Here is a 21,205-nt window from a genome sequence, read left to right on the forward strand (position 1 = left end):
AGGATTTCAAAAGAGAATGGTTTGTTTGCAAAAGCACATACGGTCAATTATTTACAGAAAATATCTTTATTTGATAATTTTTGAAATATGATTTCCTTTTTCCGATTGTACTTTTAATAGATATATACCATTTGCCAATGCATGTACTGGTATTGAAATATTTTTTTGACTATTTTCAACAGCAATATCTAAAAGTAATCTACCCTTTATGTCATATATTGATACGTTGTTTAAAACATGATCTCCTTTAACTTGCAATATATCTTTAACTGGAATTGGATACACTACTATACTTTGATCTTTACTAGCATCTATAATACTTAAAGGATTAGCGACAACAGTTTCGGCCAAGTCTGTAATGATAGGTGCGTTAAAATCGAAAAAGATATCTGCTTTATTGTTAAAAGTATCATTTATCATTAAGGTGTTTTTTGTTTTTATTTTGAATAATACATACCCATCATTATTGGCATCATCAAAAGGCAAATTTATATTTTCAAAAATGAATTCTACTTTTTGTCCTTGAATTCTTGTTGAGAAAGGATGACTTCCGCTTAATGGTTGTAATGTACTTATATCATAATACGCATCATTTATATCATCTTTTACAACTATATTAATTGCACTTGCAGTACCTGTATTTTCAAAACGAATCATATAGTGTATATACTCTCCAACTTTATCTTCTGTTATTGTATCACCTTCTAGACAAATTTTATCGTTAGGGTCAAACGAGTTAACAACAGTTTGGTTGAGTGTCATTACATTATCTACTGGTGTTTCATCATTTGTTACAGGATTGATGGTCGCAGTAAAGTTAATAACATCATCTTGATTTAAAGGGAAGCTCGCATCGGTTGGCGCATTTAAAGTCATCGTAAAGTCAATTTCTCGCACTTCTTGCGGAGCTATGTTAGAATAATTCCATGTAAGTTGCCCAGTGTTTTGTGTATCTGAAGAAGGTGCCGCTGACATAAAATTCATGTAATCATCATTAAAAAGTAAATCAATACTTCCCGATAAGATTGTATTTCCTTTGTTACGGTAAACTATTTTATAATCTGTATCAAAACCAGGACGAGCAGCATTTACAGGAACTACGGTTACTTCTAAGTCATTGTGAACACCATTGGGTACAATACAAAAATCTTGTGTATAATCACTAGCAGATGATAAATTTACTGAAATAAAATCTGGTGTAATGGTATAATAATCTGGATTTTCTAATTGTGGCGCTATGTATGTATACGCTTGAAGTACCGGAATTGAAAAGGTACCGTTTGGATTGGTTACAAATACACCTGCTGTACCACTACTTCCTATTGCTATTCGTAAATTTCCAAAAAGTGGATCATTCATATCACAACCATCCATATCTGCATCTAAAATAGCACTACCAGAAAATGTAATAGTATCTCCTCCTTGACTAAAAGAGCAGTAGGTATTAACAACACAATCTGTATATCCATACACATCTAAATAAGATGTTTGTAACACGTCAATATCCTGCTCATCTGCACATAAATATACTAAGTCTGGGTTCCCTTGAAAGGACAAGGTATTGATGTTAAATGGACCATTTTTTATATTAAGACTTGTTAATTCATTAAAACTACAATTTAAATACGTCATTCCTGTGTGCATAGAGATATCTAAATCGGCTAGCAAATTGCTATTGCAATTTAAAAACCCAAGACTATTTTGGTGCGATAAATCAATTGTAGTTATTTGATTTGCGTTAAATGATAAAGTATGCATCAATGGATTTTGCGAAATATCTAATATAGTGAGTTGATTTTGCCCTATGTTTAAACTCTGTAATAATGAATTTTGACTAAGATCGATAGTCGTTAAACTGTTATAAGAGATAAATAAATCTTCTAAAAGCGGGTTTTGAGTAAGATCAATCTCAGTTAATCCTCCTGTTGTACTATCGATTCCTGTATAACTTAATTCTTTTAAGTTTGGGTTTTGAGTTACATCAATAGCAGTAATTAAATTTCTACCACATTGCAGTTCTTCTAAATTAGGTAACATACTTACATCAATAGTAGTTAGTAGATTATAGAGGCAATTTATACTCTTTAAATTTACATTTTGACTTACATCTAATAACGTTAATTGGTTTCCTCCACATTCAAGCCATTCTAAATTTGTATTTTGACTTATGTCTAACATAGTGATGCCAGCATTTGATATTGCAAGCCCGACAAGATTTACATTTTGTGTCAAATCGGTATTTCCAATTGGATTTAAAACACTTTCAAAACGTTCTAAATTTATGTTTTGAGTTAGATCGATACTTCCAATGTTATTATACTCTATTTGAAGTCTTATTAGTGCTGTGTTTTGTGTAACATCTATACTTGTAAGTTCGTTTCTTCCAACATCCAACCTTTCTAATTGAGTCAGCGCAGAAACATCTATACTTGTAATCTCATTATTATTAAGAAGTAATGTTTTTAAATTAACAAAACTCTCAATTCCTTCCACAGAAATCAATCCTTGATACAAGGCATTTACTCTGAGTCCAATAACTGCCTCAGCTTCGGAAACCTGAATTTCTCCATCACCATTGGTATCTACAGGACTACTATAAAATCCGTCATCATTTAAATCAGCAACTGAATAATTTACGAGACGATCTTTAAAAACTGGGTCGGGAATGTTTATTATTTGTGCTGTAGAAAAGTTATAGAAACAGCACATAAAAAATAATGTGTAAAGTTTTTTCATGTATTTTGGTATAAACCGGTTTATAATTAGCAAATATAGAGTATGAAGGGTTGCAAAGCACAAATTTACTCTCTCAGATATGGTAAAACCTGCAACCTATTAAATTATATGTATTTCATTACTGTAAATAGTTACATTAATTTTATTTTTTCTTCATCTAATGGTAATTTTTCTCTTATAAATTATTTTAATCATTAGTAACCTCAACAACATCCAAACCCACAACCTCTTGAGCCGTAATCAAGCGTACTACTCAGGAAACTTCCTCCTAATCCCATCCAAACATAAATTATGAATACTTCCAATATGTGTATGCTTTTTTGATGCAGCCGAACTATACGTTCCATCTTGTACTTGCTTCCCAATTTTTTGATACGCTTCTCTAAAAGAAATGCCTTCAACCACCAAATTATTAATACTATCTACTGTAAAAAGGTATTTGTATTTTTCATCATTCAAATCAATCGCTTTTACGTTCACTTGTTGAATGGAATAATTGAATATTTCCAACATGTCTTTTGTGTCTTCAAATGCAGCAATCATGTGTTCTTTTAGCAATTGATAATCTCTGTGGTAACCACTTGGTAAGTTATTCGTAATTAAAAGCATTTCTGTATACAAAGCCTGGATTTTATTGCATTTCCCACGAATCAATTCAAACACATCAGGATTTTTTTTATGTGGCATAATGCTACTTCCCGTAGTTAATTCATCTGGAAAAGAAATAAAATCAAAATTCTGACTCATGTACAAGCAAATATCCATAGCAAATCGTGCTAAAGTATTGCACAAACTTCCCAAAGCCATTGAAATGGTTCGTTCACTTTTTCCACGACTCATCTGCGCTGCAACAACATTGTATTTTAAGGTTTTAAAATCTAGTTCGTTTGTTGTAAAAGCTCTGTCTATTGGGAATGAACTTCCGTAACCTGCCGCAGAACCTAATGGATTCTGATCTACGGTTTTTATGGCTGCATCTAACAAATAGACATCATCAATTAACAATTCGGCATACGCAGAAAACCACAATCCGAAAGAAGATGGCATGGCGACTTGCAAATGTGTATAACCAGGCAACAAAGCTTCTTTATGTGTTTCAGCAAGTTTTAAGAGCGTGTCAAAAAACGTTCTAGTATGCTCTTTAATTAACTGTAAATTATCCTTATAAAATAAGTGTAATGCTACCAAAACCTGATCATTTCGAGAACGTGCCGTATGAATCTTCTTCCCTACTTCACCATACTTCTGAGTAAGCTCAAATTCAATTTTTGAATGCACATCTTCAAACTGTGATGCTATTTCAAAAGTTCCGTTTTCCAATTGCGATTGCAGTGTTGCCAATCCTTCAATAAGCTGTTGCAATTCCTCTGTAGAAATACTATTTATTTTATGCAACATTTTTGCATGCGCTAATGAAGCCTGAATGTCATACGTAGCAATATGTATATCAATTTCTCTATCGTTTCCAACAGTAAATTCTTCAATCTTTTTATCTATGTTAATTCCTTTATCCCAAAGTTTCATTTGTTTTCTCTTTTGTCATTCCTGCGAAGGCAGGAATCTGTTTTAGTAGTTAGTATTGAGAAGCGTTCTATGAAAAATCTCAATACTAAAATCTCATATCTCAATTCTATTTTATAATATCTCTTCTAATATTTTAATGTATAATTCAATGCCTTTTTCTATTTCATGTACATAGATAAATTCATCCGCTGTATGTGAACGCGTACTATCGCCAGGACCTAATTTTAAGGAAGGACATGTCAAAACCGCTTGATCGGACAGTGTTGGAGAACCATACATTTTTCTACCTAATTTTATTCCTGCTTGCACTAACGGATGCTTCTCTGGAATAGCTGATGAATTCAATCGTAAACTTCTTGGAATGATTTCCGCACAAGGCGCTTCTTTTTGAAGAATCTCCACAACTTCTTTGTTACTATATGCATCATTCACACGAACATCTACAACTAAGTTTACGTTTGCCGGAACAGCATTGTGTTGTTTTCCTGCATTGATTTGAGTAACGGTCATTTTTACATCACCTAACACTGAAGATGTTTTTTTAAATGTGAATTCCTGAAACCATTTTAAAACGTCAATGGTGTTATAAATAGCATTATCTGTATTTGGATGTGCGGCGTGACTTGGCGTTCCTTTTACAACTGCATCAAAAACAACGAGTCCTTTCTCTGCGATTGCCAATTGCATTAACGTTGGTTCGCCGACAATTGCCACATCAACTTTTGGAATGATAGACAACACACTGTTCAAACCGTTTTCGCCGCTGCTTTCCTCTTCTGCGGAAGCGACAATCACAAGATTATAGTGCAAGTTTGGTTGTTTATAAAAATAGGTGAATGTTGCTATGAGAGAAACCAAACAACCGCCAGCATCATTGCTTCCCAAACCGTATAATTTTCCATCTTCTATAATGGCTTCAAAAGGATTTTTTGTATATCCATTATTCGGTTTTACGGTATCGTGATGCGAGTTCAATAGCAGAGTTGGTTTGTTCTCATCGAAATGTAAGTTGGTTGCCCAAATATTATTTTTAGTTCTTTTGAAAGGAATTTTATAGTGCTGAAACCAATTTTCGATATGTGCTGCTGTACCTTCTTCTTCCGAAGAAAACGATGGTGTTTCTATAAGTTTTTTTAGCAACGAAATTGCTTGGTTTGTTAATTCTGTAGAATTCATTTTTGAATTGTTGTGTGTGTTAGATTTTTATTTAAAAGCATTTCCGATTTCCCAATATGGACTTTTTCCACCTGATGATGTATTGCATGAAAACAATTGGTGAGTTTGGGTAACATTCCATCCGAAATAATCTTGTTTTCGAGTAATGTTTGATAGTTTTTTGTGTCAATCGTTTCAATCACTGAATCGTCATTATTGACATCTTCTAAAACGCCGTTTTTTTCAAAACAATAATACAGTTCAGTCGTATACTCATTTGCAAAAGCAATGGCTAATTCTGAAGCTACTGTGTCTGCATTGGTATTTAGTAATTGTCCGTTTTCATCATGTGTAATTGCACAAAAAACAGGTGTAATTTCCTGATTTAGAAGTATTTTTAAATTCCCCGTGTTTACTTTTTTAATATCGCCTACAAATCCATAATCAATCGTTTGTACAGGACGCTTTTCAGATACAATACAATTGCCATCAGCTCCAGAAAAACCCATCGCATTATTGTTTCTTGCTTGCAATTTTGCGACGATTTTTTTATTAATATTTCCCGCATATACCATTGTGATAATGTCCAAAGTTTCCGCATTTGTAATACGTCTTCCTTCAATCATTTGCACTTCAATATTCATTTGTTGCGCAAGTTTAGTAGCTGACTTTCCACCGCCATGCACCAAAATTTTAGGTGAAGTTACTTGAGCAAAATCATCTAAGAAAGCATTCAAAGCAACTTCATCATTAATGATATGTCCGCCAATTTTCACAATTTTCAATGTTTCCATAGCTATAAGTTTTCTAAGATTTTTTTCAATACTATTTGAGCCGAATACACTCTGTTGTACGATTGTTGAATGACAACAGAATTTTCACTATCCAACACAGCATCTTCCACCACAACATTTCTTCTCACAGGCAAACAATGCATAAATTTTGCTTCTTTCAATTTCTCTTTTGTTAACATCCAATTGGTATCTTCATGCAACACTTTTCCATACGATTCGTAACTACTCCAGTTTTTTACGTATACGAAATCGGCATCTTTCAGAGCTTCTTCTTGATTATAATGAATAGGAATATCCAAAGTCAATTCAGGATTGAGTTCATATCCTTTCGGATGCGCAATACTAAAATCAACATCCAACTCTTGCATCATTCCTACAAACGAATTCGCAACAGCTTGCGGCAATGCTTTCGGATGTGGCGCCCACGATAAAACCACTTTCGATTTCTGTTTCGTCTGCAACTCTGTAATTGTAATTGCGTCTGCGAGTGCTTGCAACGGATGCATGGTAGCGCTTTCCATGTTTACAATAGGAACGGTTGCATATTTTACAAAGCTGTTCAAAATCCATTCGGAAGTATCTTTTTCCTTGTCTTCTAATGTCGGAAATGCTCTGATTGCTATAATATCTCCATATTGCGAAATGACTTGTGCAGCTTCTTTTATATGCTCTGACGAATTTAAATTCATCACCGAACCTTCTTCAAATTCTAAATTCCAAGCGTCATTTACGTTTAAAATCATGACGTCCATTCCTAGATTTTTTGCTGCTTTCTCTGTACTTAATCGCGTTCGCAAACTCGCATTAAAGAAAAGCATAACCAATGTTTTATTTCTTCCTAACAATTGAGTCGAAAATGGATTTTCTTTTAACTGAATTGCTTCTTGAATCGTTTCAGGAATGTTATCTAGATCGTAAATAGTAGTATACTTTTTCATATCAACGCCTTTTTTAAGGCTTCAAAAAATACATCTACATGTGCTTTCGTAATGGTTAACGGCGGAAGTATTCGCAATACATTCGGGTTGGAAGCACTTCCCGTAAAAATTTGATGCTTGTGAATCAGTTTTTTACGTATTTCCGCCACAGGAAAATCAAATTCCAATCCTAACATCAATCCTCTTCCTTTTGTGTTTTTGAGTTTAGGGAGTTTTTTCGCTTTCGCTAGAAAGTACGCAGAGATCTCAGTAGCGTTTTGCAGTAACTGCTGTTCTTCTATTACATCTAATACTGCTAAAGAAGCACTGCATGCCAAGTGATTTCCGCCAAATGTTGTTCCTAATAAACCATACGAAGCTTTGATTTTTGGGTGAATTAAAATACCGCCAATGGGAAATCCATTTCCCATACCTTTTGCCATAGAAATGATATCTGGCGTAATGAGGTGTTTTTTAAATGAAAAGAAATCGCCTGTTCTTCCAAAACCAGCTTGCACTTCATCAGCAATCAATAACGTATTGTATGTTTTACAGAGAATTTCCAATCCTTGATAGAATGCTGTGGTGCTTTCGTCCAATCCGCCAACACCTTGAATACACTCTATAATTACGGCGCAGGTGTTGCCTTTTTTCAATACAGTTTCTACAGCTTCTAAATCGCCCAAATCGACAAAATCTACTTTTTGCTGTGCGTTTATAGGCGCTACAATTTTAGCATTATCTGTAGCAGCAACTGCCGCTGAGGTTCTTCCGTGGAAACCATTTTTAAAAGCTAATACGTTTGTTTTTTTTGTATAGAATGATGCCAATTTTAAGGCGTTTTCGTTTGCCTCTGCTCCCGAATTACACAAAAACAATTGATACCCTTTACAGTTAGACATGCTTGTTAGTTTATCAGCTAATTTTTCTTGTAATGGATTTTGAACAGCATTGCTATAAAACCCTATTTTTTGCAATTGATTGGAAATAGCTTTTACATATTTTGGATGTGAATGCCCGATTGAAATCACTGCATGACCTCCGTATAAATCAAGGTATTTTACATTATTCTCATCGTATACATACATGTCTTTTGCAATGAAAGGAACTATATTGAATAATGGATATACATTAAATAAACTCATATATTGTGTGTTGTTAAAAAAAGTTAGCTTTCAATTGTAGTCCTTCTGTTTCTTCAAAATCAAACATCAAATTCATGTTTTGAACTGCCTGTCCAGAAGCACCTTTTAAAAGATTGTCAATACTACTTGTGATTAATAATTTGTTTTCGTGTTTGTGAAGATGTATCAAACATTTATTTGTGTTGACTACTTGTTTTAAATGCACTTCATTTGTGCTCAAAAAAGTAAATACTGCATCTTTATAGAAACTTGCGTATAGTATTTCGGCTTCTTCTAAAGTTCCTTCAAATTTGGTGTACGCTGTTGCGAAAATACCTCTGCTAAAGTTTCCTCTATTCGGCATAAAATTTACCTCAGCAGTAAAGTCATTTTGTAATTGTTGTATGGTTTGATGAATTTCACCTAAATGTTGATGTGTAAAAGGTTTGTAATAGGAGAAGTTATTATCTCTCCATGCAAAATGTGTTGTTTTAGACAATGAAGTTCCTGCGCCAGTTGCGCCAGTTACTGCATTGATATGTACATCATGTTTCAATAGTCCGTGATGCGCTAATGGTAGTAATGCTAATTGAATCGCGGTAGCAAAACAACCTGGATTGGCAATGTGTTTAGCTTTTTTTATCGCTTCTTTTTGTAATTCTGGCAATCCATATACAAAAGATGCTTCTCCCAGATTTTGATCGTTTTTCAATCTAAAATCATTGCTTAAATCTATAATTTTAGTGTTTGTTGAGAATGTATGTTTCTCCAAAAAAGCTTTCGAATTTCCATGTCCTAAACATAAGAAAACAACAGCTACATCATGATTAACTGTATTCGTAAATGACAAATCTGTAGAACCTACCAAATCTTGATGAATGTGACTGATTTTATTTCCTGCATTCGAAGTACTATATACAAAATTGATATTGACTTTTGTGTGATTCAGTAACAATCTAATGAGTTCTCCTGCTGTATAACCAGCGCCGCCTATGATTCCTACTTCTATCATATTCCTGAATTTACTTGTTGATAAATTTTGTTTTGATTCCCAAGAATCTTGATGAATCCTTTTGCTTCGTCGGCTGTCCAACCTGAGTTCATTTCGCCATAGCTACCAAACTTCGCGTTCATTAAATCGTGTGCAGATTGAATTCCATCTAGTGTAAAATGATATGGTTTTAATGTGATGAAAACATCTCCAGAAACTTTTGCCTGACTACTTTCTAAATAGCTTTCAATATCACGCATCACAGGATCTAAGTATTGTCCTTCATGCAAATGCATTCCATAAAAATTAGAGAGGTATTCTTTGTGCTGCAACTGCCATTTGGTGAGCGTGTGTTTTTCCAATAAATGATGCGCTTTGATACAAATAATGGCTGCCGCTGCTTCAAATCCTACTCTTCCTTTGATGCCAACAATGGTATCTCCAACATGAATATCTCTTCCAATAGCAAAAGCTGAAGCCAATGAGTTAAGAATTTCTATGTTGATTTCTGGCGCATTTTGCTCACCATTTACAGCGACCAATTCTCCTTTTAGAAAAGTGAGTTGCACTTTTTCTTCTTTTTGTTTTTCTAATTGTGATGGATATGCTTCTTCAGGCAATGATTTGTGAGAAGTCAACGTTTCTTCACCGCCAACACTTGTGCCCCAAAGTCCTTTGTTAATGGAGTATTTTGCTTTCTCCCAAGACAAATCAACTCCATTAGCTTTTAGATAATTGATTTCTTCTTCACGTGTTAGTTTTTGATCTCTAATTGGCGTGATAATTTTAATTTCAGGCGCCAAGGTTTGGAATATCATATCAAAACGCACCTGATCGTTTCCTGCGCCAGTACTTCCATGCGCAATATGTGTTGCATCGATACTTTTTGCATATTCAATAATTTCGATGGCTTGCACAATACGTTCAGCACTTACGGATAATGGATAGGTGTTATTTTTTAATACGTTTCCAAATACTAAATATTTGACTACTTTTTCATAAAAAGTATTGACTGCATTGATATTTTTATACGTTGAAACGCCCATTTTATAAGCATTCTCTTCAATAGTTTTAATTTCTTTTTGAGTAAACCCACCTGTATTTACACTTACAGCATGCACTTCAAAATGCTGATCTTTCGTAAGATGAATGGCGCAATAGGACGTATCTAATCCGCCACTATATGCTAGCACTAATTTTTTTGGAGTATTCATTTTTTATCTTTTTTTAGAAACAAGTTTTGTTTGATGCTTTTTAATCTTTTAAAAACCGTTTCTTTTACTTTCGTTTTTTGTGTTGAATCACTTGAATTTGGATCATACAGCATGCCTGTGCACAAGCACATTTTTTGTTGCGTACGTTTTAGTACATCAAAGTTTTTGCATGTTTGGCAACCATTCCAAAAGGATTGATCTTCTGTTAATTCTGAAAATGTCACAGGTTTATAGCCTAACTCACTATTGAGTTTCATGACTGCTAATCCTGTAGTAATGCTGAATACTTTTGCGTTGGGGAATTTGGCTCTTGAGTGTTCAAAAACCTTTTTCTTGATTTGTTTTGCAATGCCTTTTCCTCTGTAGTTAGGATGCACAATTAATCCAGAATTGGCGACAAATTTTCCATGACTCCAAGCTTCTATGTAGCAAAAACCTACGAACTTTTCGCCATCTAAAGCAATGACTGCATTTCCTTGTTCCATTTTTGAAATGATGTATTCAGGCTTTCGCTTTGCTATTCCTGTTCCTCTTACTTGAGCAGCTTGTAAAATAGTTTCACAAATAGTTTCAGCGTACACGCTATGTGAATTGTTAGCTATGACAATTTCCATTGTGTTGAATTAAAAATGATTAAAATTTTGTTTGATGTATCTTGAAAAGAAGAACTGGACGCACCGAAGTTCCCAATATAAAAATGTACCCTTACGGGCGGCGTGTAAAAAAGCGGCGTGCGGGACTATTGTTATTGTTTAAAATAACAGGAGTTTGATGAAATGATATGAATATTAAATGATACAAAAAGTGAAAAATAAAATTACTGAATAGAGTGTACTGCTACATTGAAGAATTAGCGGCGGCGGTTGCGCAAGCGCAAACTGGGTTTTCTATTGTATATTTTATTTTGTGTAATCATTACTACAAACCTACAAATTATAGTTGTATGCGATGTACTAAAAGATAACTTTTCTTGAAATTTTATGAATACTCTAAAAAACAAGCCCTTATAATATCGTATTGTTAAAGTTAGTATACTTATACTAATTATTTTTTATAAGAAACTTATTTATCATCACTATCATGTAAATTTTGAGCTGTAAGTTCTGCAATTTTATCATTTAAGTCTGTAACCAACTGTTGTACAGTAACTGGACGTACTCCATGATGTGCTCCTGCATGCAATACCTCATCATGAATTTCTATTTGCCTTGCTGTTGCCGGACCAGCTGCTTTTATAGCTATAATTCTCCTAATGGCTGTCTTAAGGCTTCTCTTAAATCTTCCTCTCTTTTTCATTACTTCTGCATGCTTGTGTACTAACTGTGTAACAGGAAATGATGATTGTGAATCTTTTAATTGTGCTGTTTCTAAAATATTTTGTGCTTTCAATTGTGCAACAGCTTCTGGACGATTGTCTTCTAATTGAACTGTTTGCTTAACTTCTTTTTTCTGCGCAACTGCATTTGCAACAGCTTGGTTTTTGTTTTTGTTTAATTTGTCTGCGTGCGTGTTCATAATAAATACTGTTTCTTCTTAAATATACATCGAAACAAGATATTTATATTGTTGATATTTAATTAATAGCACACCTGTCTACGAATTGTATACGCTTTGATTTGAATCACAAAAAATTGTACCTAAAACTGATCTGATAAAAAGCGAAAAGTCAGACGTTTCCATCTGACTTTCCTATTGGATTGAGTTAGTAAAAATATACATATTCTCAATTTTGAAGAATAAAGAATAGCTATCTTTAATTCGTACGAGTGTTTTCTTTTAGTGTAAAATCTTTGTGTCCTGTTTGCCAAAATGCAAATGATAACATGTCTTGTAATTCTGCACTACGCTTTTCAGCACTGGCATCAAAACCATGTCCACTTTTAAAATCTACATTGAATACAATCGGTTTATTGGAAGCATTTGCTTCAATCATTTTTGCTGTAAATTTTCCAGGTTGCCACGCAGGCACTCTAGTATCGTTCATTCCTGCTGTCAATAATAAGGCTGGATATTCTTCACCTTTTTTTATATGATGATACGCGTCCATTTCCAGTAAATATTCAAACTCTTTCGGATCTTTTATAGTTCCGTACTCTTTGATTCCGTTGAGTCCATTTGGTGTATTTTCAGAACGCAATGTATTTAGTTGCCCAACACGTACAATTGCTGCGGCATACAAGTCTGGACGTTCTGTTATAGCTCGTCCAATTAAAATTCCGCCTGCACTAGAACTCCAAGCTGCAATTTTTTTCGGATTCGTATAGTTTTGGTCTATTAAATATTCGGTACACGCTATAAAATCTTTCCAAGTATTAGGTTTCGTTTTTTTAAATCCTGCTTTATGCCATGCATCTCCTTTTTCGCCTCCGCCACGCACATGTGTTACTGCGTATATTCCGCCTTTATCAATCCATTGCATCATTAAAGGATTTACTGCTGGCGTAAGTGAAAACGCATAGGTTCCATAACCGCGCATTAATACATGATTGTTTCCATCTTTTTGCGTGTCTTTATGATAAATCAGCGAAAGCGGAATTAACTCACCATCATGTGACGGCACTTCCACTTCTTCCACAATAATATCGTCGTAATTTGTTGAGGTTTTCTTCGGATAGAGGTTTTCTTCCACAAATGTTTTGTCTATCGAATTGTATTTGTAACGTACTTCATTGGTTGTCCAACCATTAATTTCTACCCATAAATCGTCATAATCAGCTCCTTTAGTCAGTAAGTAAATAGCGCCAGCTGGTTTCGGAATTGGAATTTCTTCCGTTTTTCCATCTTGTAAATGATAGAGTTTGGATGAGACTCCATTTTTCGTCTTCACAAAAAACAATCCTTGTTTGGTGATCACAAAGTCTGAAATTGTTGCTTTTGGATCTTCCACGACTAAAACTTCTGGATTGCGTATATCAGGATTTTTCAAAGACGTTTTGCATATTTTAAAGTTTGAAGCATTCCGAGCCGTCACAAAATACAACTCATCTCCTACTACATGAAAAAATGGAATTTTATCTTCCTGCTTAAATAAAGGTTTCCAGCTTATTTTTTTATCGTATAAATTATCATATTCCGTAAAGTAATATTCGTAATACGCGCTTGCGCCAGAAACATTACTAAATAAATATGTATCCGTTGGATTTTGCAAGATTATTTCAGGAAAATCGCCCGAGTTCATCTGCATTTCAGGGTTATTCTTTTTAGAAAAGTATACATTCCGTTTTTTTGGATTGCTTCCAATTTTGTATAAAACAGTTTCTACATTTTTTAGATATGTATCTGAATCGCGATTGGTTTCTGGAAGGTATTCATAGAAAAATCCGCTATCATCTTTTAACCATCGTATGCCACCAAGTGCCGCTGGCCAAGCATTTTGTATGACTTGTGGATGTTTTTTCTTTGTTTTAGTGTCTAAAATGATCATTTCAGAAATTTCTTCATCGTCTTTAGACAGACTGATCACAATTTTACTATTGTCCCAACTTGGATTAAAATAGTTAATGTAATATGTATTGTTTGATGTTGATTGATAGTTTTCAGGATTGAAGATTAAGATTTCTTCTCCTTTTAATTTGTACCTGCAATACAGTTTAGCAGTAGCTTCTTTTGCCGATTTTTTAAGGTAATAATAATGGTCGTCGTTTGTAAAAGTAAATCTTGATATTTGAATGTTTGATTCGTTTGCTTCGCTATGAAACAACTCACGACCTGTAATGTTTTTAAGTATGCTTTGCGCGTACTTTGTTTCGTTTTTGTACCAGTTGAGAATCGTGGAATCTTTCATGTTTTCCAACGGTCTAAACATATCTACAATTTCTTTCCCGTGATAAGTTTCAGCAGTATTATTGTGAATATTTGCAGGAACAGTTCGTTGAAACGAATGTTCTTTTGAACAACTTACAAGAATAATACAAATAATGCCTAGCACTTTTTTAGTCATAACATTGGGAAATTAATAAGTGTACAAATCTTGGTAAAGGACTTGCACACTTTTAGCACTCTAACATGATTTTACATATATACAAACGCATCTTGAAATTGTACTTGAATTTGTCCAATTCCATTCTGGTTTGAATTTCCTGTTTTTGAGTTCGTTCCTCTTTTGCTTCGATTATGAGCTCCTAAAATCATTTGTTGCTCACTTACTTTTGCTACTCTAACTTTTGATAATAGCAATTTGTTTAGGGATTTGGTTTGGTTTCTCATTCTTCTTTCGTTTTAATGTTATACTCAAATGTATGACCTTAATTGGGTAAAAAGCAAATGAAACTACACAATATTTATAAATTTTAAGTAATTAACATTTAATTAACCACCTGATTTTTAGTTGTTTAATTTTTTTATTTTGTTTTTTAGTTGTCGTACAAAAAATGACGGTTTTACACCTGTTTTCTTGTAAAAAGCCGCAGAAAACGACTGTTGTGTCTTAAATCCGCACTCTTCCGCAATGGCTTTTATGGTATACTCTCTAAAGCGAGAATCGTTTGTAATACGCTCAATAGCATATTCAATTCGCAGTTGATTTAAGTAGTTAGCAAAGTTTACTTGTTTTGTTTCATTAATTACTTTTGATAAGTAAGTCCCGTTCGTATTTAACTCTTTTGCCAATTGTGGTAAGGTGTATTTTTTCTTTACAAACTTATCTGTTGCTTCAAACTTTTCAAGTTTTGTCAAAATATCATTGACTAAATCTTCTGGCAATTCTTTTATATTATTTTCAATAGCAGTTGGCTTTTTCTTGACAATTAGTCTTTCTTTTTTCTCTAACACTATACGTTCTTGCTTTTTTTGCTGCTCTTCTAATAATTTATGGAAACGTTTTTTATGAATTACTTGCTTTCGAAAGAAATAATAAATTACGCCTGCAAACGCTAATAATAAAGATAGTAATACGATAATAATCATATTATCCTTTTCTTTAATCTCCTTAATAATTTTATTTCTTTTCTTTTCTAGAATTTTGTTGTCATAATTCGTCACAATATCTTTCACCAAATCTTGATAGTTATGCTGAGAAATTTTACGAAATTTTATTTCTTGTTTCTGATAATCGGTAAGCTTTTGTTGCTCTCCGTTAGCTTCATAATAATCTTTAATATAGTCATACGTTTCTAACAACTCGGGCATTACATCTTTGGTCACTTCCAATATGGAATCAACTTTTACAAAATGATTGATACTTTTTTTGTTGAGTGCTTTGCTCGTTCTTCCAAGAAATAAATGTGTAAAAGCTAATGAGGTCAACTCACTTTTATCGTTTTCAAATAACGCTTTTACTTTCATTAAACTATCATGTGCAATTTGATATTCCTTTTTAAAATATGAGTTGATTCCTGAATTTAATACAAAATAATTATATCCTACAGGATCGTTTCCTGCAATACTATTTTTTATGCCTTCGTCAATATAATACGTAGCAGAATCTAACTTTTTTGTATAAGTGAATGAATGCGAAAGCGCAAATATGGCTCTATTATACTTAATAGATGTTTTTTCGTATCCATTCGATTCTAGAAACTTTTTATATTGTTTAAAGATTTTTTTGGATTCAACATGACGTTCAATTGTGTTTTTTATTAGACCGATATTAAAATTTATAGTTTCGTAAAGTAATGTGTTTTCTTTAGCGCGATCTAAACCAGTTATTAAATTATTAAGTGCTAATTTATATTTACCAATTATATAATAATACCTTCCTTTTTGATTGTATCCGCTAGCGGGAAACTTTTCATTGTTTTTTATATCTTTTGTAATAAAGATGATACTATCACTATACTTAATACACATTTCATCTAAATCTTTTAGATAGAATTCTGTGTATTCAAAATAGGCATTTGCAATCTTTGAAGTGTTTTCAGTTTGTTTTGCTCGCTCCAATGCTATCCTCAATGATTCATGATTTAAAACATCGATTTGAGTAGCTATGCTATCATTTTTTGGAGCATTCGTCTCTTTTTTTATGGTAGTATTTTGAGCAAACACAGTAGCACAAAAAAGTTGTAACACTATGATTAATAGTAATATTAAGGTCGGTTTTTCTTTACGAATCATGGATGGTTAATGTATGATATATACGTACAGGCTAGCGTACGGTTTTAACACAACTAAGTTACTGTTTTTTTATAAAAATTTGTGAAAGATTTATAAATCGTGAATAGCTTCTCTTGTTTTTGGGTAAACTTTCGACTTACATTTACAGTAACGAAAAACGATAAAGCGATTCAAAAGCAATGAAGTTTTTTCATAACGAAAACTTCTAATTAAGATCTAAATTATTTGCTTCTGATAAAACATGAACTAAAGTTTAGCCGATTTCTTTACGAATGTTCAGTTTGCAAATATTTAGATTGACGAATACTTTCTTAAAGTATGGTTGTTGATTAACGTGCTACTAGTTGTCTTACCAAAATGACTAGTAGCTAATCAACAAACTTCCCAAAATCAGCACATAGTATGGTATAGACATGAATTAATAAACTTTTAACCACCAAAAGATGAAATTTACCAATGATAATATTATCTATTTCTTGATCCTGGCGATTTTGATTTTGGTATTTGGCATTATGTACCAAGTAATTCAGTCACTTACAATCGATGAATACTCCGAAAATTTTAATAAACGCCACGAATTACGAAAAAAGTGGTTTTTAAATATCATAAAACCCGACCACAAAACCATAGGTTACAGTATTCTTTTAGGAATCTGCATTGCTATTTTAGGAATGAGCATTGCGGTGTTTGCGCAGCAACTTATAGATGTTATTCTACCATCAAAAGACACCAAAATGCTTATTTTTAGCATGAGTATTGTCACCGTTTTATTGTTGATAAAGGTATATTTTACAACGATTCGTGATCAATTTTTAATTTCGCAAAGCAAAAATGTAAACAATCGCATTATTGATCGATTTTACAGTTCATTGCTAAGTTTACCTAAACCGTTCTTTGATACACGAAAAATTGGTGAATTGGTCGCACGATTCAACGATACACAACGCATTCAAAATGTAATTAAAGTTGTCATAGGAAACGTAGTGATTCATACACTGATTTCTATTGTTTCACTAGGTTTTTTATTTTACTATTCTTGGCATATTGGACTCATTGCAGCTATTAGTTTACCATTTTATTTCTTGCTGATGTATGCTTTTAATACAAGAATCATCAAAGCACAAAAAGAAATTATGAGCAGTTGCACCGACAACGAAAGCAATTATATTAGTTCATTACAGAATATTTCTATTATAAAAAATACAAACAGACAAGGTGTTTTTCAAAAACTGAATCAACGCATTTATGGAGATTTTCAAGATAAAGTATTTCAACTTGGAAAAATTAATGTGCGATTGTCATTATTTTCAAGCGTATTTGGCGTCTTATTTTTAATGGCTGTTTTAGTCTACACTTCATTTCAAGTGTATAGCGGCACTATGCTTATTGGCGAATTGACTGCCGTATTGTGCATTGCAAGTTCATTATTACCATCGGTAGCAAGTTTGGCTTTAGTAGCCATTCCAATCAACGAAGCAAAAGTTGCCTTTGACAGAATGCACGAATTCACAGCCTTAAAAGAAGAAGCTACTGGAAAGACACCAATTGAAAAGTTTAAATCATTAGAAATTAAAAATGTTTCTTTTGGCTTTTCAGATAAAAAACAAGTACTCAATAACATTAATATTAAAATTTCCAAAAAGCAATGCATCGCTATTGTTGGCGAAAGTGGTTGCGGAAAGAGTACACTAGGACAAATTATTCAAAAGTTTTATACACATTCTAGTGGAGAAATTTTAGTCAATAAAGAAATTCCGCTACAGCAAGTATTAACCAAAGATTGGCGCAATATTATTGGCGTTATTCCACAAGAAGTGCCCATTTTTCCAAATACAGTGTTTGACAATATTGTGTTGGGCGAAGATGATACACTTCAAAATGTAGATTCATTTATTACAGAATATGGTTTTGAAGACTTCATTCAACGTTTACCAAAAGGATACGCCACTATGTTAGGAAAAGGCGGTATGAATTTATCTAACGGACAAAAACAAGTACTAGCACTAATACGAGTGCTGTACAAAAAGCCACAATTATTGATTTTAGATGAATTTACAGCTACAATGGATAGAAAAACAGAATTGTTTGTCTTTAAACTATTAGAACAATTAAAATCGAAAATCACCATTATTTTCATTTCTCATCATTTACATCATTTGAATCAAATTGCTGATGAAATTTATGTAATGCAAGAAGGAGAAACGAAAGTACATGGCAATCATAAAACACTACTAAAAACGCCTAATTTTTACAGCGATTTTTGGAAAAAAATATTAAAAACACCTGAACCCATAAATTATATATCATGAAAAAGAAAATTTGTTTACGTAGTTAGTTGACAAAAAATTAAATGGGGACGAGAGATCACACAGGATGCACTAATTTTTTTCATTAAGTTTTTAATTTTTCAGGTCTAGTTTACTGGGAATACTAGACAATTGCAAAATGTGTTATCTCTCAAGTTTTTTAGGTTAGGGGAACCTATCATTATTTTTAGGCTGGCAAAGTGGTATATATGACATGTACCACTTTGCCTTTTTTTATGAACTATTGCTTTAAAACAAAGCTATGATACTATTTTTTAATTTTAAATGGAAAGTTATGAATCAAAAGAAATTACTTTATTTAAAAGGATTTATATCAGGTTTTTTAACCGCTATAGCGGGAATTATCATTTTTGTAATGATTAGTCTTTTTTTGATGAAAAGCTAAAGATTAAATTGACTTAGAAAGTTAACTAACTTTTTCTATAGTTTTCAATCATGTCAATAGCCTCAGGTAAAGGTAAATGAAACTCAGTTGAAGGAATAATTGCTGGACTTCCAAAACGATGTAAATTTGACTTCATCAAGTTTTTTACAATATTGTTTTTGTCTTTAAAAAATGCTTCATGATCGTTCAATAGAATAACCAATGCTTTAAAATTAATTCCGTCTTTTATTGCAAATCCATCTATAAATTCCCAAGAAATCATTCCTACTCCATTAGCAGCAGTTGTAATTCCTTGATTGCTTACCATAACAGATGGTTTGTTTTTAGTATATAGGTTTAATAAGTAACATCCCACGAAAGTGAACAATCCGAAAAAGATATATACAAACAGAGAAGACCAAAAAAGTATTGCACTAACAGAAATTAAAATAATAAACACTGAAAAAAATAATTGCTTCTTTCTGTGTTTTGAATTTCTGTAAAAAAGTAACGGAGTTTGCATAATTAACGATTCAGTGATTAAATATATCTAATTTGTAACCTAAAATTAAACTAGTTGCGTAATTTTATGCTGAAATTTGTAATTAAATAGAAATGATATTTATGAAAAAGAATTTTACGATACTTCTTTGCTTTGTATGTGTATTTGTGAGTTTTGCGCAAAAAAACCTTTTACAATCGGGTCCGATGGTTGGATATTCTGATTTTAGAGAAGCGCTAATTTGGGTACAAACAATAGAGCCCGCTGAAGTGAAAATAGGGTATTTTGCAAAAAATGAAACTGAAAAGTTTACAGAAACTGTTCAAACGACCAAAGCTGGCGATTTGATTGCAAAGCTAACTCCAAATGAAGTAGCCTACGGCAAAACATATACGTATAAATTATACATTAATGATGTCTACGTTCCGCGAGATTATAAGTTAGAATTCCAAACGCAAACGTTGTGGCAATTTCGAACCGATCCGCCAAATTTTAAAATAGCATTGGGTTCGTGTAGTTTTATCAATGAAGCAAAAGACGATCGCCCAAAACCGTATGGCGATAAATATCAGATTTTTAATTCTATCCTGCAAAAAGACCCAGATTTAATGTTATGGGTTGGCGATAATATGTATTTGCGTACCCCTGATTTTATGACCAATACTGGAATTCGTCATCGCTACAGACATACACGTGCTACCAAGGAAATGCAAGCTTTACTAGGAAGCGTTCACAATTATGCTACTTGGGACGATCATGATTACGGACCAAATGATGCTGATAGAAGTTATGTAAATAAAAAGATTGCCGAACAGACTTTTAATGATTATTGGGGGAATTTAAACACGAATGCTGCTGGAAATGGTGGTGTAACGCAACATTTTGCTTGGAATGATGTTGAGTTTTTTATGTTGGACGATCGGTATCACAGAGCACCAAACAGAGATCCAAACCAGGACAAAGCCTATTTAGGAAAACAACAACTCGATTGGTTGATTGATGCTTTGACAAAAAGCAGGGCTACTTTTAAAGTTGTGATTAATGGTGGACAAGTAATTAGCGATGTGGCTAAGTTTGAAAATTATGCTACATATCCAACAGAGAAAGCCGAATTGTTAAAACGTATACATGATGCCAAAATTGAAGGTGTATTTTTTATTAGTGGTGACAGACATCATACCGAAATTTCAAAATTGGAGCGCAAAGATGCATATCCGCTAATCGATATTACTTGTTCTCCACTAACAGCCGGAACACATGCTCCAAGAGATGAAGGCAATACATTTCAAGTAAAAGACAAAACGTTTTATAAGCGTAACTTCGGAATTATGGAAGTAACAGGAAAACGAAGAGAACGCGTATTGGTATTAACAATTTACGATTCTGACGGAAACAAAGCCTTTGATTACGAAATTAAAGCCAATGATTTACGATATCCGAGAATGAAGAAGTAACTTTCAACGCAATCGTTCTTAAATTTTTACAAAGAATTAATTGTGCAATCTT

At 33.1% G+C, this 21,205-nt stretch carries 16 protein-coding genes; 2 read left to right on the forward strand and 14 right to left on the reverse strand.

The annotated features are described in order from the left end of the window. Positions 1-66 precede the first annotated feature (66 nt). From ACRBBL_RS13985 to ACRBBL_RS14045, 13 genes are all read right to left on the reverse strand, one after another. On the reverse strand, positions 67-2,736 hold the full coding sequence (locus ACRBBL_RS13985) for a DUF7619 domain-containing protein (RefSeq protein ID WP_431369687.1): 2,670 nt from the start codon (positions 2,734-2,736) through the stop codon (positions 67-69). Between the two features lie 249 nt (positions 2,737-2,985). Further along, positions 2,986-4,260 carry an argininosuccinate lyase gene (argH, locus tag ACRBBL_RS13990; protein WP_431369688.1) on the reverse strand — a complete coding sequence of 425 codons (1,275 nt, stop codon included), beginning with the start codon at positions 4,258-4,260 and terminating at the stop codon, positions 2,986-2,988. 111 nt (positions 4,261-4,371) lie between these two features. Beyond that, positions 4,372-5,436: a M20 family metallo-hydrolase gene (locus tag ACRBBL_RS13995; RefSeq protein ID WP_431369689.1), complete on the reverse strand. Its 1,065-nt coding sequence runs from the start codon at positions 5,434-5,436 to the stop codon at positions 4,372-4,374. After that, positions 5,433-6,209 (reverse strand): acetylglutamate kinase, encoded by a 777-nt coding sequence (gene argB, locus ACRBBL_RS14000; protein WP_431369690.1) that lies wholly within the window; start codon positions 6,207-6,209, stop codon positions 5,433-5,435. Before argB ends, ACRBBL_RS13995 begins: the two co-directional genes overlap by 4 nt. Before the next feature lie 2 nt (positions 6,210-6,211). Beyond that, positions 6,212-7,147 (reverse strand): acetylornithine carbamoyltransferase, encoded by a 936-nt coding sequence (locus ACRBBL_RS14005; RefSeq protein WP_431369691.1) that lies wholly within the window; start codon positions 7,145-7,147, stop codon positions 6,212-6,214. Next, on the reverse strand, positions 7,144-8,271 hold the full coding sequence (locus ACRBBL_RS14010; protein ID WP_431369692.1) for an aspartate aminotransferase family protein: 1,128 nt from the start codon (positions 8,269-8,271) through the stop codon (positions 7,144-7,146). The genes ACRBBL_RS14005 and ACRBBL_RS14010 overlap by 4 nt, the downstream gene beginning before the upstream one ends. A 13-nt stretch (positions 8,272-8,284) precedes the next feature. After that, entirely contained in the window at positions 8,285-9,262 is a 978-nt protein-coding gene (gene argC / locus ACRBBL_RS14015; RefSeq protein ID WP_431369693.1) for an N-acetyl-gamma-glutamyl-phosphate reductase, read from the reverse strand. Continuing rightward, positions 9,259-10,455, reverse strand: a complete 1,197-nt coding sequence (locus ACRBBL_RS14020) for an argininosuccinate synthase (protein WP_431369694.1) — start codon at positions 10,453-10,455, stop codon at positions 9,259-9,261. The genes argC and ACRBBL_RS14020 overlap by 4 nt, the downstream gene beginning before the upstream one ends. After that, a complete protein-coding gene (locus ACRBBL_RS14025) occupies positions 10,452-11,069 on the reverse strand; it encodes a GNAT family N-acetyltransferase (protein WP_431369695.1) in 618 nt (205 codons plus the stop codon). The genes ACRBBL_RS14020 and ACRBBL_RS14025 overlap by 4 nt, the downstream gene beginning before the upstream one ends. 448 nt (positions 11,070-11,517) lie before the next feature. Further along, entirely contained in the window at positions 11,518-11,970 is a 453-nt protein-coding gene (locus ACRBBL_RS14030; protein ID WP_431369696.1) for a hypothetical protein, read from the reverse strand. A 238-nt stretch (positions 11,971-12,208) separates the two neighbouring features. Continuing rightward, on the reverse strand, positions 12,209-14,395 hold the full coding sequence (locus ACRBBL_RS14035; protein ID WP_431369697.1) for a prolyl oligopeptidase family serine peptidase: 2,187 nt from the start codon (positions 14,393-14,395) through the stop codon (positions 12,209-12,211). A gap of 71 nt (positions 14,396-14,466) precedes the next feature. Continuing rightward, complete coding sequence (locus tag ACRBBL_RS14040; RefSeq protein WP_431369698.1) at positions 14,467-14,661, reverse strand: hypothetical protein; 195 nt, start codon at positions 14,659-14,661, stop codon at positions 14,467-14,469. A 117-nt stretch (positions 14,662-14,778) separates the two neighbouring features. Then, positions 14,779-16,506 (reverse strand): helix-turn-helix domain-containing protein, encoded by a 1,728-nt coding sequence (locus tag ACRBBL_RS14045; protein WP_431369699.1) that lies wholly within the window; start codon positions 16,504-16,506, stop codon positions 14,779-14,781. A 443-nt stretch (positions 16,507-16,949) separates the two neighbouring features. Between ACRBBL_RS14045 and ACRBBL_RS14050 the strand changes: the two genes are divergently transcribed. Continuing rightward, the gene (locus ACRBBL_RS14050) at positions 16,950-18,815 is read left to right on the forward strand and encodes a peptidase domain-containing ABC transporter (RefSeq protein ID WP_431369700.1); all 1,866 of its coding nucleotides are present in this window, start codon (positions 16,950-16,952) and stop codon (positions 18,813-18,815) included. Positions 18,816-19,243: 428 nt separating this feature from the next. Here the strand turns inward: ACRBBL_RS14050 and ACRBBL_RS14055 are convergent, their stop codons facing one another. Continuing rightward, a complete protein-coding gene (locus ACRBBL_RS14055; RefSeq protein ID WP_431369701.1) occupies positions 19,244-19,720 on the reverse strand; it encodes an STM3941 family protein in 477 nt (158 codons plus the stop codon). A gap of 101 nt (positions 19,721-19,821) precedes the next feature. On the opposite strand from ACRBBL_RS14055, the gene ACRBBL_RS14060 reads away from it, so the two are divergent. Next, on the forward strand, positions 19,822-21,153 hold the full coding sequence (locus ACRBBL_RS14060; protein ID WP_431369702.1) for an alkaline phosphatase D family protein: 1,332 nt from the start codon (positions 19,822-19,824) through the stop codon (positions 21,151-21,153). The last annotated feature ends 52 nt before the right edge of the window (positions 21,154-21,205 follow it).

It is taken from the genome of Kordia sp., from assembly GCF_050633145.1.
In the GTDB taxonomy this organism is placed as follows: Bacteria; Bacteroidota; Bacteroidia; order Flavobacteriales; family Flavobacteriaceae; genus Kordia.